The 13,515-nt window shown below is 45.0% G+C and carries 15 protein-coding genes; 4 read left to right on the forward strand and 11 right to left on the reverse strand.

Annotation, left to right across the window (positions count from 1 at the left end):
* Nucleotides 1-218: 218 nt before the first annotated feature.
* The 9 genes from nqrM to bolA form a co-directional block, all read right to left on the reverse strand.
* Nucleotides 219-452 carry a (Na+)-NQR maturation NqrM gene (nqrM, locus tag KIV40_RS10535; protein WP_005427386.1) on the reverse strand — a complete coding sequence of 78 codons (234 nt, stop codon included), beginning with the start codon at nt 450-452 and terminating at the stop codon, nt 219-221.
* A 22-nt stretch (nt 453-474) separates the two neighbouring features.
* Nucleotides 475-1,479, reverse strand: coding sequence for an FAD:protein FMN transferase (locus KIV40_RS10540; protein WP_285349070.1), 1,005 nt, complete (start codon nt 1,477-1,479; stop codon nt 475-477).
* Nucleotides 1,480-1,635: 156 nt separating this feature from the next.
* Entirely contained in the window at nt 1,636-2,859 is a 1,224-nt protein-coding gene (gene nqrF, locus KIV40_RS10545) for an NADH:ubiquinone reductase (Na(+)-transporting) subunit F (protein ID WP_005427299.1), read from the reverse strand.
* Nucleotides 2,860-2,892: 33 nt separating this feature from the next.
* Complete coding sequence (gene nqrE / locus KIV40_RS10550) at nt 2,893-3,489, reverse strand: NADH:ubiquinone reductase (Na(+)-transporting) subunit E (protein ID WP_005427385.1); 597 nt, start codon at nt 3,487-3,489, stop codon at nt 2,893-2,895.
* A gap of 7 nt (nt 3,490-3,496) precedes the next feature.
* A complete protein-coding gene (locus KIV40_RS10555) occupies nt 3,497-4,129 on the reverse strand; it encodes an NADH:ubiquinone reductase (Na(+)-transporting) subunit D (protein WP_012128720.1) in 633 nt (210 codons plus the stop codon).
* Complete coding sequence (locus KIV40_RS10560; RefSeq protein WP_012128721.1) at nt 4,129-4,914, reverse strand: Na(+)-translocating NADH-quinone reductase subunit C; 786 nt, start codon at nt 4,912-4,914, stop codon at nt 4,129-4,131. The genes KIV40_RS10555 and KIV40_RS10560 overlap by 1 nt, the downstream gene beginning before the upstream one ends.
* Entirely contained in the window at nt 4,904-6,145 is a 1,242-nt protein-coding gene (locus tag KIV40_RS10565; protein ID WP_012128722.1) for an NADH:ubiquinone reductase (Na(+)-transporting) subunit B, read from the reverse strand. The genes KIV40_RS10560 and KIV40_RS10565 overlap by 11 nt, the downstream gene beginning before the upstream one ends.
* Nucleotides 6,146-6,148: 3 nt before the next feature.
* On the reverse strand, nt 6,149-7,489 hold the full coding sequence (locus tag KIV40_RS10570; protein WP_285349074.1) for a Na(+)-translocating NADH-quinone reductase subunit A: 1,341 nt from the start codon (nt 7,487-7,489) through the stop codon (nt 6,149-6,151).
* Nucleotides 7,490-7,960: 471 nt separating this feature from the next.
* Nucleotides 7,961-8,269 carry a transcriptional regulator BolA gene (bolA, locus tag KIV40_RS10575; protein ID WP_285349076.1) on the reverse strand — a complete coding sequence of 103 codons (309 nt, stop codon included), beginning with the start codon at nt 8,267-8,269 and terminating at the stop codon, nt 7,961-7,963.
* Between the two features lie 205 nt (nt 8,270-8,474).
* Here bolA and KIV40_RS10580 point away from each other — a divergent pair, with 205 nt between their 5' ends.
* The 4 genes from KIV40_RS10580 (at nt 8,475) to KIV40_RS10595 (ending at nt 12,210) form a co-directional block, all read left to right on the forward strand.
* A complete protein-coding gene (locus tag KIV40_RS10580; protein WP_285349078.1) occupies nt 8,475-9,632 on the forward strand; it encodes a methyltransferase in 1,158 nt (385 codons plus the stop codon).
* 39 nt (nt 9,633-9,671) lie between these two features.
* Entirely contained in the window at nt 9,672-10,241 is a 570-nt protein-coding gene (locus KIV40_RS10585) for a YajG family lipoprotein (protein WP_285349080.1), read from the forward strand.
* Nucleotides 10,241-10,786, forward strand: a complete 546-nt coding sequence (locus KIV40_RS10590) for a peptidylprolyl isomerase (protein ID WP_285349082.1) — start codon at nt 10,241-10,243, stop codon at nt 10,784-10,786. Before KIV40_RS10585 ends, KIV40_RS10590 begins: the two co-directional genes overlap by 1 nt.
* A gap of 71 nt (nt 10,787-10,857) precedes the next feature.
* Entirely contained in the window at nt 10,858-12,210 is a 1,353-nt protein-coding gene (locus KIV40_RS10595) for an MFS transporter (protein ID WP_285349083.1), read from the forward strand.
* A gap of 62 nt (nt 12,211-12,272) precedes the next feature.
* Here KIV40_RS10595 and KIV40_RS10600 read toward each other — a convergent pair whose 3' ends face one another.
* Both KIV40_RS10600 and KIV40_RS10605 read right to left on the reverse strand, forming a co-directional pair.
* Nucleotides 12,273-12,932, reverse strand: a complete 660-nt coding sequence (locus tag KIV40_RS10600; protein ID WP_285349085.1) for a ChrR family anti-sigma-E factor — start codon at nt 12,930-12,932, stop codon at nt 12,273-12,275.
* Complete coding sequence (locus tag KIV40_RS10605; protein WP_005529413.1) at nt 12,929-13,513, reverse strand: RNA polymerase sigma factor; 585 nt, start codon at nt 13,511-13,513, stop codon at nt 12,929-12,931. Before KIV40_RS10605 ends, KIV40_RS10600 begins: the two co-directional genes overlap by 4 nt.
* Nucleotides 13,514-13,515 lie beyond the last annotated feature (2 nt).

Below are 13,515 nucleotides of genomic sequence, written 5' to 3' on the forward strand. Positions count from 1 at the left end.
TGTTCTTCGAGGGTCTTTAAGTTGTGCTTGTCCAAATTGTTCTTGTGCCCAAAGTTTAGCGTCTGAGTGTGTCATCTTAGTGTTTCAGTAATGATTGCTAAGTGTTCAGATCACACACACTTGAAAGAGTTCAAAAAAATCCCCAAGCTACAAGCTTGGGGATTTGTGTATAAGAGACAGGCCGCTGGCTGGGTTTTTTCATTCTGACTATAGCTCAATTAAGCAATACGGTCTTTTTCCCACGCAGCTAGCTTTTCAGCGCGCAGTGCTTCACGTGCCTCACGCTTTTTACGTGCATCACATGGTTCTGGGCAGTTACATACTTTTTCAATACCAACCGCACCAAGGCCGCCGCAGCTACCTTTTACGACCTTCTTTTGGAAGATGTAACCCACTGCCATCGCTGCAATTACCGCAACAAAGACAGCAAAAGTAATTAGAAATGTACTCATAAGGACATGCTCACTTTTGTTGTTATTTCTTCATGAACGGCTTGTATGCTTCCGAAGCCAGCTCTTTAAAACCATCGTCCGTTTTCACAATCATGAAAACTGGGATGTTATTTTCATTCGCGATTTCCATGCCTTTGTCTTCACCTAGCACCATAATACCAGTAGCAAGGCCATCAGCCGTCATCGACGATTTATCCAGTACCGTTACAGACACTACCTTATGATGAATAGGTTTGCCTGTTTGAGGATTGATGATGTGAGAGTATCGCACACCATTGCTCTCAAAGTAATTACGATAGTCACCACTTGTTGCAATTGCCATGTCGCCAGGCTCAATAATTTCTTGAATTGAGCGCTCATCAACGGTCGGCTTTTCAATGGCAATACGCCATGGCACACCTTCACGGTTAATGCCTTTCAAACGCATTTCACCGCCAACTTCTACCATGTAGTTGTGAATGCCTTGTGATTGTAGATAATCCGCAACCACATCAACCCCCCAACCTTTTGCGATAGTCGATAGGTCAACGTACAAGTTTGGAATGTCTTTCGACATTTTATTGCCTTCAACCGAAAGGTGGTGAATACCAGTGTTTGCTTTACGAGCTGATAACTCCTCATCCGTCGGAGCCACATCTGGACGAGCCTCTGGACCAAAGCCCCATAGGTTCACTAGGGGACCAACGGTTACGTCTAGTGCGCCTAGAGTAAGACCGTTCAAGCGAATCGCTTCTTTCACTACCGTTGCCATTTGCGGTGATACTTCAAATGGCTCACTGGTTTGATGCTGGTTGAAACGGCTAAGCTCTGAGTCTTCGCGGTAAGTCGACATCTGATCGTTCACTTCCTCAAGCAAGCGATCGATTTCTATTTGCAACACTTCAGGCGATGGCAGGCCATCTTGCTCGATGTATTTAATGTTGTATGTGGTGCCCATTGTTGGGCCACTTAAATGAACTTGATCTGCTGGCTGTTCACAACCAGCTAAAACCAATAGAGAAGCGAATGCAACAAGCCACTTTTTCACTTGTTTACTCCTATTGTCGTTAAATTGATATGGAAAATGGGTTCTTTCAAGACAAACCGATTTCCTATAGCAACTGTTGAATATGGTTTTTATTTCTACAAAAAAATAATGGCTAGCTCTTAGAGAGCTAGCCATAGATTCAATCACTTGCGGGGATTAACCACCGAAGTCATCTAGAAGGATGTTTTCATCCTCTACACCTAGATCTTTCAGCATGCCGATTACAGCAGCGTTCATCATAGGTGGACCACACATGTAGTATTCACAGTCTTCTGGCGCTTCGTGATCACGTAGGTAGTTCTCGTAAAGAACGTTGTGAATGAAGCCAGTGTAACCATCCCAGTTATCTTCTGGAAGTGGATCAGACAGTGCACAGTGCCATACGAAGTTATCGTTGTCAGCCGCTAAGCCGTCGAAGTCTTCTACGTAGAACATTTCACGCTTAGAACGTGCACCGTACCAGAATGACATCTTACGCTTAGAGTGCAGACGTTTCAGCTGGTCGAAGATATGAGAACGCATTGGAGCCATACCTGCACCACCACCAACGAATACCATCTCAGCGTCAGTATCTTTCGCGAAGAACTCACCGAATGGACCAGAGATCGTACACTTGTCGCCTTCTTTTAGAGACCAGATGAACGATGACATGATACCAGGTGCAACGTCTGGGTTGTTCGGCGGCGGAGTTGCGATACGAACGTTAAGCATGATGATACCGTGCTCTTCTGGGTAGTTAGCCATAGAGTATGCACGAATTGTCTCTTCATTAACTTTAGACTCGTAGCGGAATAGGTTGAACTTCTCCCAATCCTCACGGTATTCCTCAGGAATATCGTAATCCGCGTATTTAACGTGGTGAGCTGGCGCTTCAATCTGGATGTAGCCACCAGCACGGAAAGGTACTGATTCGCCATCTGGGATTTGTAGCTTAAGCTCTTTGATGAATGTTGCTTTGTTATCGTTAGAGATAACTGTACATTCCCACTTCTTAACGCCGAAGATTTCTTCAGGAAGTTCGATGTCCATGTCAGTTTTCATTGCAACCTGACACGCTAGACGCTCACCTTCACGCGCTTCACCTTTAGTAATGTGGTCAAGCTCGGTAGGTAAGATGTCACCACCACCTGATTTAACTTTTACGCGACACTGACCACAAGAGCCACCGCCACCACAAGCAGAAGATACGAATACGCCAGCGCCCGCTAGCGCAGATAGTAGCTTACCACCTGGTTGTGTAACGATCGCCAGTGATGGGTCATCGTTCACAGAAATTGTAATGTCACCTGTTGGTACAAGCTTAGACTTAGCGAAAAGAATCACTAGTACTAGCGCAAGTACGATCAGAGTAAACATCACTACACCAAGAATAATGTCCATTGACTATTCCTTAATTGTTGCGGTTTACCCGACTTACAGTTGAACACCAGAGAAAGACATAAAGCCTAACGCCATTAGACCTACAGTGATGAACGTGATACCTAGACCACGTAGACCAGGAGGTACATCTGAGTACTTCATCTTCTCACGGATACCTGCAAGAGCGACGATCGCTAGCATCCAGCCCACACCAGAACCGAAACCGTAAACGATAGATTCAGCAAAGTTGTAGTCACGTTGTACCATGAAAGATACACCACCGAAGATCGCACAGTTTACTGTGATCAGCGGTAGGAAGATGCCAAGCGCGTTGTACAAAGGTGGGAAGAAACGGTCAAGAACCATCTCTAGAATCTGTACAAGTGCAGCGATTACACCGATAAAGGTGATGAAGTTTAGGAAGCTAAGGTCTACGCCCTCAACTAACGCGTTCTCTTTCAGAACTAGGTTGTAAACTAGGTTGTTCACAGGAACCGCGATAGTTAGTACTACCACAACTGCAACACCCAGACCGAAAGAGGTCTTAACTTTCTTAGATACGGCAAGGAAAGTACACATACCTAGGAAGAAAGACAGTGCCATGTTTTCGATGAAAATCGATTTAACTAGCAGACTGATGTAATGTTCCATGACGCCCTTACTCCTTCGCTTCTACTTGTTCTGGCTTCAGAATACGGATTACCCAGATCAGGAAGCCGATTAGGAAGAATGCAGATGGTGCTAGTAGCATTAGACCGTTTGGCTGGTACCAACCACCGTTGCTCACTAGTGGTAGAACTTCCATACCGAATAGCTTGCCTGAACCAAATAGTTCACGGAAGAAGCCTACAGTGATAAGAACGAAGCCGTAACCTAGACCGTTACCGATACCGTCGATTAGCGATGGTACTGGTGCAGATTTCATTGCGAATGCTTCAGCACGACCCATTACGATACAGTTCGTGATGATAAGACCTACGAATACAGATAGCTGTTTAGAGATATCGTATAGGTAAGCTTTAAGCACTTGGTCTACCACGATTACTAGCGATGCGATGATTGCCATCTGTACGATGATACGCACACTGTTAGGAATGTGGTTACGGATTAAAGAAACAGAGAAGTTAGACAGTGCAGTTACGAAAGTTACCGCTAGTGTCATTACAAATGCTGTTTCTAGTTTAGTTGTTACTGCAAGAGCAGAACATACACCAAGAACCTGCAGCGCGATCGGGTTGTTGTCCAACACCGGCGCCATAATGCTCTTTTTAATGTTTTGTGCGCTAGACATTAGTTCAGACCTCCGTCACGAACTTTTGCTAGGAAAGGACCAAAGCCCATATCACCTAACCAGAAGTCAAATGTACCTTGAACACCGTTACCAGTTAGTGTCGCACCAGATAGGCCATCAACGCCGTGTTCAGAACCTTCTGGAGCACCACCTTTAACAATCTTGATTGCTGGTTTGTGGTTCTCGTCGAATAGTTTCTTACCAACGAATTGAGCACGCCATACTGGGTTTTCTACTTCACCACCAAGTCCAGGAGTTTCACCTTGCTCGTAGTAAGTAATACCAGACACAGTGTTACCGTCAGTTTCAACCGCAACGAATGCGTACATCATTGACCATAGGCCGTTACCGTGAACTGGGATGATAACTTTAGAAATGTCATCACCGTTTTTCACTAGGTAAACGATACCTGTGTTAGCACGACGTAGGATCTTAGCTTTGTCTTCATCAGCCGTTAGCTTGATTGACTCTGCTGGATCTTTCGCTGCTTTACGTTGGTCGTAGTTAGCTGCTGTCGAGCCGTCTTCAGCCTTCTCGACAAAATCACCAGTTTTGAAGTCAACTAGACGAGGTTCGATGTACTCAGCAAAAAGCTCAGGAACTTTCTTACCTTCAGCGTCGATACCCGCAACTTCTACAATCTTTGATTGCTTATCTAGTACAGCGTTAGCTTTTTGCTGGTCACGCAGACCTACTGCTGCTGTTGATACGATGATTGAACAAACAAGGCTCAACCCGACAACAACACCCAGCGTCTTTTTAATGCTGTCGTTATTACTTGCCATAGCGTGCTAGTCTCCGCTTGATGTTCTTCTCGATAACTACATGGTCGAACAGAGGTGCGAATAGGTTCGCGAATAGAATCGCCAGCATCATACCTTCTGGGTAAGCTGGGTTAACTACACGGATCATCACACACATTGCACCGATTAGGATGCCGTACCACCATTTACCGCTGTTGGTAAATGAAGCTGATACTGGGTCTGTTGCCATGAAGAACATACCGAATGCAAAACCACCTAGTACTAGGTGCCAGTGCCATGGCATGTTGAACATTGGGTTGGTGTCAGAACCGATCACATTGAATAGTGTCGATACTGCAATCATACCGATCATTACACCTGCGATGATGCGCCATGAAGCGATTCGCATGTAAACGATCATCGCTGCACCGATCATTAGAGCAAGCGTTGATACTTCACCAATTGAGCCAGGGATGTTACCGATGAATGCATCCATCCAAGTGATAGGAGCGCCAGTGATGTTGTTGATCAACGCGCCGCTACCGCCGTGAGCCCATTGGCTAAGAGCAGTTGCACCAGAGAAGCCGTCAGCCGCAGTCCATACTACGTCACCCGAGATTTGCGCTGGGTAAGCGAAGAATAGGAAAGCACGACCTGCAAGAGCAGGGTTCAGGAAGTTACGACCTGTACCACCGAAGATCTCTTTAGCTACAACAACACCAAATGTGATACCTAGTGCCGCTTGCCACAGAGGTAGCGTTGGTGGAACGATAAGTGCGAATAGAATAGAAGTTACAAAGAAACCTTCGTTAACTTCGTGCTTGCGCACCATACAGAAAAGCACTTCCCAGAAACCACCAACAATAAATACTGTTGCGTAGATTGGTAGGAAGTAAGTCGCACCTAGTAGCATCATACTGCCAACGCCCGCTTCTGCACCGATGGTGCCGCCAAGCATTTCTGTTAGCCAGTAGTGCCAGTTACCTGCGATAACTGTCGCTAGTTGATCACCAGCGTACATGTGGTTAAGTGCTGCAATAGCTTGGCCACCCGCGTTGTACATACCCCAGAACATTGCTGGGAATACTGCGAACCAAACCATGATCATGATACGTTTTAGGTCAACGCTATCACGAACGTGCGAGCTACGTTTTGTTACTAGACCTGGCGTGTAGAATAGTGTCGCTGCTGCTTCGTACAGTGCAAACCACTTTTCGTGCTTACCGCCTGGTTCAAAATGATGCTCGATATCCTCAATGAATTTCTTAAGCATGGATTACCCTTCCTTCACGATGGTATCTAGGCATTCACGAAGTAGCTGACCGTACTCGTATTTACCAGGACATACAAAGGTACACAATGCTAGATCTTCTTCATCCAGTTCAAGCGCACCCAGTGTTTGAGCACTGTCTGTATCGCCTGCACATAGATCACGAAGTAGCAAAGTCGGTTCCATATCAAGCGGCATTACGCGCTCGTAGTTGCCGATTGGAACCATTGCACGGTCACTACCGTTGGTCGTTGTTGTCATGTTGAACAACTGACCCTTGAAGATGTGACCAAGGAAAGATTTCGTGATTGAGAACTTGTTTTTACCAGGTGTAGCCCAGCCAAACAGTTCTTTGTCACGACCTTCGCGTAACACAGAAACTTGTTGGTGGTAACGACCTAGGTAGGCATGTGGACCAGACGCTTGAGTACCAGAAAGTACCGAGCCTGAAATCACACGAACTTCACCAGGCATCAACTCGCTGTCAGTTAGGTCTTCAAGAGAAGCACCTACAACTGTACGAAGAAGGCGTGGGTTGTTCACAACAGGACCAGCTAGAGACACAACACGATCAGTGTAAAGCTCACCCGTTAGGAAAAGCTGACCGAACGCGATAACGTCTTGGTAGTTGATGCTCCACGCCACATTTTCTGCATTCACTGGGTATAGGAAATGCATGTGGGTGCCAGCAAGACCTGCTGGGTGAGGACCATCGAAGACGTGTTCTTCTACGTTTGACTGAGAAGAGCTTGGCAAGCTAGTGCCAGACTTACATACGTAAACCTTGCCTTCTGTCAGGGCTGAAAGAATGTCTAGACCTGCAACGAATGCTTCTTGTTGTTCAGTGATGATCAACTCAGGCTGTGCTGCTAGTGGATTAGTATCCATCGCAGTTACGAAAATAGCCTTAGTAGCAGACTCGATTGCTGGAACCTTGCTGAACGGACGAGTACGTAAAGCGGTCCAAAGGCCAGATTCAACCAATTGAGTCTTGATCACTTCGCGATCTAGACCTGCTAGTTGAGCTGCTTCGAACTTATCAAACGTAACCTGCTCTTCGCCTGCTACTTCAATCACAACTGATTGAAGTACACGCTTAGCGCCACGGTTAATTTCGATCACTTTACCGGCTGCTGGAGCAGTGAACTTAACGCCAGGGTTCTTTTTGTCTTCAAAAAGAACTTGCGCTTTTTTCACTTCATCGCCAACGCGGACATGCATGGTAGGACGCATGCCAACGTACTCTTCGCCAAGCAAGGCGACTTTTTTGATGGTCTTACCATCATTAATCACCTGGGATGGAGCTCCTGCGATAGGAAGATCCAAGCCCTTCTTTATTGTAATCATACGCACTTGCACTACTTTTATCGGGAAAAAGATTCTTTTGATTGCGTAACTTTTAGACACGACATCAGTGTCCGGTTTTGATGCTGTTTAAAACATCAAAATCGCAACATCCTATTAATTATCTCGTCACAAATATTAGGCGAGATTTATCAGGTGCCGTAGTCTAGCATTTTTTGGGAACTTGATGCCATGACCAATCTTAGGAAAGGAGGGTTTATTTTGGAAGAACGAGCTCTAAAAGGTTAAAGAATAGTCATAAGTTTGACCGAACGCACAAATGCCAAATCCCATATATTCGCTATGGAAATAAAACACTCACACTTTGAAATATGCATTAATTTTCAGTCATTTGTTGAAACACTGTTAACACATTTTTTAACCTTTATTTGTGCCACATTGTTGTCCCGAAAATATGTAAAACAAAAAAAGATGGCCGAAACCATCTTTTTAAATCAGTGTTTTAATCGCTTTCTAGCGACCGCCCCCCATACACATAGGGCTATCTGGAGCACCATCTTGTTCTTGTTTCCACTCTTCATTGGTATAAGTGTGAATCGCCAAGGCATGGATGTGATTATCAAGCTCGTCGGCCAGTACAGTGTGTACCTGACGGTGACGTCCAATGAGGCGCTGACCAGCAAATGCATCACTGACCACAATCACTTTGAAGTGGCTCTCAGAACCCGGCGAAACATTGTGCATATAGCTCTCATTGATCACTTTCAAATAGTTAGGTTGCAGCTCACTATGCAGTTTCTTTTCTATGATTTCTTGTATCATATTCAGTCCTCATTAATACTAATCAGGTAAGTATATACTCTAGTTCAGCAAATGAAATCAACGAAACGTCCCTGCTCCCTCTTTCACAATCCACACAGTTCGCTGAAAGCCGGTGAAAATCAGTAAATTTGACAGCTTTTTGTATCTTGAGCCTTCATCATTTGCGACAATAATCACTAATTTCCAAATCGACTTACGTTTAGTTATGAAAACCGAATTAGACCTTCACGATCGTAGCCTCACACTGCATCGTTTCCCAAAGCGATCCAACGAAACTCTTCAAGCATGGGATGCGGGTGACGAGTACCTTATCAATCACGTAGAAGAATTAGCGCTGCCAGAGAATCAAAACATCGTGGTTATCAATGATAACTTCGGTGCGTTGGCATGCTGGTTTTCAGACAAGCACAATGTAACGTTGATAAGTGACTCTTTCATCTCCCACAAGGGTGCGAAACAAAACCTTGCAGATAATCGTTGTAAGCCTATTTCTTTTCTTTCTACGATGGATGACATTCCTACCAATACTGATTTAGTTTTGCTGCAACTGCCAAAAAGTAACCGCCATCTAGTTTGGTTGCTCAGTCAACTGCGTAAAGCGTTGCCAGCATCCTGCCCTATCGTTGCGGTCAACAAAGCGAAAGAGATCCATACGTCGACACTCAAACTGTTTGAGAAGTACTTAGGCGAGACTAAAACCTCTCTGGCGTGGAAAAAGCATCGTTTGGTATTCTCAAGTGCCAATGCTCAACCAGTAATAGATGTCGACCCAATGCCGATTTGGGGCGTTGAAGGTGAGAGTATTCAACTGAAAAACCTACCAAATGTATACTCAGGCGAAAGCTTAGATCTCGGCGCACGTTTTATGCTGCAACACCTTCCTCAAGATCCAACGTTGAAACACGTCATCGACCTTGGCTGTGGTAATGGTGTGTTGTCAGTAAAAATGGGGCAATTAAATCCTCAAGCTCGCTTAACCAGCGTGGATGAGAGCTTTATGGCTATCGAGTCAGCAAAACAAAACTTGATCGATAACCTAGGCGACGCCCGCGATATTCAATGTATTGTGAACAACTGCTTAGATGGTTTCACACCAGAGTGTGCAGACATAGTTATGTGCAACCCACCGTTCCATCAGCAGCAGGCGATCACTGACCACATTGCGTGGCAAATGTTCTGCGATGCTAAACAAATACTGAACCAAGGCGGTAAGTTATTGGTCATAGGTAACCGTCACCTTGGTTATGATGCGAAGCTGAAACGTCTGTTTGGCGACAAAAATGTTAAATTAGTCGCTTCTAACAATAAGTTCTTGATTTTACAGGCAACGAAAAATCCTGCTAAATTAGGCGCCAAGCAATAAAGTCCTGACTTTAGCAATATGTTTAAAAGGAATAATAAGATGAAAAAACTGGTACTCGCGGCTTCGCTTGCTTTGCTTGCTGCATGTTCGGCGCCACAACAGCCTCAACTGAACCTGATGCCTGAGACGACGCTAAGTACGAACCCGATCGTACAAGGCAAGAGCTACAGTCTAACCAGTAAAGACGTACGTGCGGCTCAGTATGTTGCTCTTGTCGATAACGGTCGTTCAAATATTTTGCCTCTTCATGCGAAACAAAATCTACGTATTTCTCTTGAAGAAGCATTAGAGAAGCAATTCTCTTCTCAAGGTTTCCATTCAGATCTGAACAGCGATAACTCGATTGAGCTTGAAGTGCAAGAAGCATTGGTAAACGTGAAGCACTCTGTAATGGAAAACGAGATGGATGCGAAAGTCGTTCTAGAAATTACCGCAGAAACTCCGCAAGGTAAGCTTGTTAAGACCTATACTGGTACTGCTAAACGTTCAGGCACACTAAGCGCTTCAGACTCTGACATTGAAGAAACATTGAATGATGTCGTGGCTCTAACTCTAAAAGAGATCGCGAATGACCCTGAACTTCGCCAATACATGCAGGAGCGATTCTAATGCTACGCAAAGCGATTCTTTCTCTCGCACTTCTAAGCTGCAGCGTTTTTGCTGGTCCTAAAGTGGCGTTTGAAACTACGTTAGGTAACTTCACCGTAGAGTTAAATGAAGAAAAAGCGCCCGTAACGGTCGCGAACTTCCTTAAATATGTGGAAGATGGTAGCTACGAAGGTACGATTTTTCATCGCGTGATTCCTGGTTTTATAGCGCAAGGTGGTGGCTTTAACCAAGACATGCAAATGGTTAAGACCTACGCACCAATCAAAAACGAAGGGAATAACGGTTTGAACAATGACCGTGCCACTATTGCAATGGCGCGCACCAATGCTCCTGATTCGGCAACACGTCAGTTCTTCGTAAACTTAGTCGACAATGACTTCTTAAACTACGGTTCTCGCCCACCGGGTTATGCAGTATTTGGTGAAGTCACCGAAGGCTTCGATGTCATTCAAAAAATGGCGGCTCAGCCAACCAAATCCATCGGTCGCATGCGCGATGTCCCAGAGACACAAATCGTCATCACCAAAGCAGCACTACTGAAGTAGCCAAAATCATAAGCCCTTTGAATATTCGAAGGGCTTTCTCTTTTAGTGGCTCTATTTTAACGGATTGATTTATGTCTTCATTACCTTCCATCACTTGGTTGGAAACGGTAAAAAGTTACCTCGATAAACGCTTACTTTGGGTTTTCATGCTTGGCTGCTCAAGTGGCTTTCCCTGGGTGCTTATTGGTTCAAACATGTCAGGCTGGCTGAAAGATGCTGGTTTGACGTTATCAGCAATCGGCTATTTTGGTAGTGTGTTTGCTGTTTATGCGATCAACTTTTTATGGGCGCCATTGGTCGATCGCGTCAAACTGCCTGTGTTGCACCGCTTACTTGGGCAACGTCGTAGCTGGATTTTCCTATGCCAGAGTATCGTGCTTGTTGCTACTCTGTTTATTGCCGGTGTGAACCCCGCTGAAAACCTGATTTTCACATCACTTCTCGCATTGTGTATTGCAACAGCCTCAGCGACACAGGATATTGCGATTGATGCGTTCCGTATTGATACCTTTCCTAAGACGGAAGAATCGAAACTTCCGCAAGCTTCTGCTATGGCGGTAATTGGTTGGTGGACAGGTTATTCACTACCAGGTTATTTAGCGTTCATTAATGCCGATGGCATAGGCTGGAATAGTGTCTATTACGGCATGGCTTTTATCGTTGTGCTCTTGATGATTTTCACTCTTTTAGTGGGAGAGCCAAAAACACAACGTGAACAACTGCAGTTGGAAGCAGAACAACGTCATAAAGAGGTCGTGGGCTCCAAACTGCTGGCTTGGTTTACCGTTACCGTTGTGGAACCTTTCTTGGACTTCTTCAATCGTAATGGCGTTCGTGTTGCCATCACGCTTTTGTTATTTGTTTTCCTATTCAAAATTGGCGAGGCGTTCTTAGGACGCATGTCGATTGCCTTCTATAAGGAGATAGGTTTTAGCAATGAACAAATTGGCTACTACTCGAAACTGATTGGCTGGGGCGCAACCATGCTGTTCACCTTTGTTGGCAGCATGTTTAACGTTAAGTTTGGTATTGTGCGCGGCCTGATGATTGGCGGTATCGCGATGGCAGCGAGCAACTTGATGTTTGCTTGGATTGCGAAAGTCGGCCCGAATGAGCATCTGTTTTTAGCAACGATCATTGTCGATAACTTCACAACCGCTTTCTCGACCGTCGCTTTTGTTTCGTTCTTGACTATCCTGACTGGACAAGCTTTCTCAGCTACTCAATATGCGTTACTAGCTTCACTGGGTAACTTTGGACGAACGACGATAGCATCATTCAGCGGCGAGTTAGTTGTTTATCTAAATGACTGGACAACATTCTTTGCGATTACCGCAGTTATGGTCGTTCCGAGTTTAATCATGCTTTATTCATTGCGACATTATTTCACTGACTTGCTAGAAAAAGCGAGACAGAGAAACTAAGAAAAGAAATGAAAAAAACCACCGCTATGTGGTGGCTTTCTGCTGCTGAACCTGGACACTCGTTAAGGGTACATACCTTTACCAAACATATTAAATATTCTGGCTACACCTTGTGTGAAGATCATTGGCTCTGTCAATACAGTTAGGCATAAGCAGTCTTCGCCAGGCTTGGTGAATGGGCTATGTTTTGCAGATGCATCTCGTACAAGTACATCTCCAACTTCGTAATGCCCGTCCTCATCACTGAAGCCACCTTGTAAAACTAGCGTTGATTCCTGGCCTTTGTGCGTGTGCTGCGGAATCCTTACGTCTTCGCTTATATACATAAGGTTGACGCGCGCTTCTTCCCCTAGATCAATCTGTGCACTGTAGACTTTGCCCCCATAGCTCTTCCACTCGCCCACCAAGTCTGAGAAACGGCTCAGTGTTTTCGGTAGTTTGAAATCTTTGCCTGCGACCATAACTTTGGCGACATCTCTAATAATGATGCTGTCAGACGTTGGTTCTGAGGTGATTATGTCGTTGAACATACTATCAAACTCAGCGTCATAAATAGACGGTATATCGTTCACCAAACTGGCCTGAGCCGCTTCTAGTTGATTGACATAAGCTCGGCATTTGGGGCAGGTTTCTAGGTGAGTGGCAACCACCAGGCCAGAAACTGCATCAATACTTCCGGAAGCATATGCCTCTAACAATATTTTGTCTGGATGTTTGTTCATAATTGCTCCGTGTGCATCGAATGCCTTAGCTTTTCTACCGCTAGCCTCAAGCGAGACTTCACGGTGCCCAAAGGTATGTCGAACAACTCTGCGACCTGTTGGTGTGGAAGTTCTTGAAGGTACACCGCTTGGAGTACTTCTCTTTGGTTTTTCGGCAGTATGTCTAAAAATTTGACTACCTGTTCTTTGAGCATGTCTTGCTCAGGTGAATAATGGTCAACCAAATCAGGTGGATAGTAGTCTGACGGCCAAATGTCATCAGAATGAATGTGTAAGTCCTTACCTTTCTGTTTCCTTAAAAGGTCGAAGCAAAGGTTACGGATGATGGTATAGATCCATGTCGACAAGGCACTTTTTGTGCCGTCATATAAATGAGCTTTTTGCCAAACAGTCGCCATGGTTTCTTGCACCATTTCCATTGCAACTTGCTCATTACCAACATGTTTGTAGGCGAACTGCTTAAGCTTTGGTGCATAAAAACGAAATACGAAGGCAAAAGCGTCTTTGTCTCGCGCTTTCACTTTGTCCATATAATCGTTCCATTCGCTTCGCCCGAGCTTTTGTGGGCTTTCACTCATCATAA

This window comes from Vibrio sp. D173a (genome assembly GCF_030248475.1).

Excerpts from the sequence above, each read along its gene's own strand:
- nqrM (WP_005427386.1), bottom strand. The coding sequence starts at position 452 with ATGAGTACATTTCTAATTACTTTTGCTGTCTTTGTTGCGGTAATTGCA.
- nqrF (WP_005427299.1), bottom strand. The coding sequence starts at position 2,859 with ATGGACATTATTCTTGGTGTAGTGATGTTTACTCTGATCGTACTTGCG.
- KIV40_RS10605 (WP_005529413.1), bottom strand. The coding sequence starts at position 13,513 with ATGATGAGTGAAAGCCCACAAAAGCTCGGGCGAAGCGAATGGAACGAT.
- KIV40_RS10590 (WP_285349082.1), top strand. The coding sequence starts at position 10,241 with ATGCTACGCAAAGCGATTCTTTCTCTCGCACTTCTAAGCTGCAGCGTT.
- KIV40_RS10560 (WP_012128721.1), bottom strand. The coding sequence starts at position 4,914 with ATGGCAAGTAATAACGACAGCATTAAAAAGACGCTGGGTGTTGTTGTC.
- KIV40_RS10595 (WP_285349083.1), top strand. The coding sequence starts at position 10,858 with ATGTCTTCATTACCTTCCATCACTTGGTTGGAAACGGTAAAAAGTTAC.
- KIV40_RS10570 (WP_285349074.1), bottom strand. The coding sequence starts at position 7,489 with ATGATTACAATAAAGAAGGGCTTGGATCTTCCTATCGCAGGAGCTCCA.
- bolA (WP_285349076.1), bottom strand. The coding sequence starts at position 8,269 with ATGATACAAGAAATCATAGAAAAGAAACTGCATAGTGAGCTGCAACCT.
- nqrE (WP_005427385.1), bottom strand. The coding sequence starts at position 3,489 with ATGGAACATTACATCAGTCTGCTAGTTAAATCGATTTTCATCGAAAAC.
- KIV40_RS10580 (WP_285349078.1), top strand. The coding sequence starts at position 8,475 with ATGAAAACCGAATTAGACCTTCACGATCGTAGCCTCACACTGCATCGT.
- KIV40_RS10600 (WP_285349085.1), bottom strand. The coding sequence starts at position 12,932 with ATGAACAAACATCCAGACAAAATATTGTTAGAGGCATATGCTTCCGGA.
- KIV40_RS10555 (WP_012128720.1), bottom strand. The coding sequence starts at position 4,129 with ATGTCTAGCGCACAAAACATTAAAAAGAGCATTATGGCGCCGGTGTTG.
- KIV40_RS10585 (WP_285349080.1), top strand. The coding sequence starts at position 9,672 with ATGAAAAAACTGGTACTCGCGGCTTCGCTTGCTTTGCTTGCTGCATGT.
- KIV40_RS10565 (WP_012128722.1), bottom strand. The coding sequence starts at position 6,145 with ATGCTTAAGAAATTCATTGAGGATATCGAGCATCATTTTGAACCAGGC.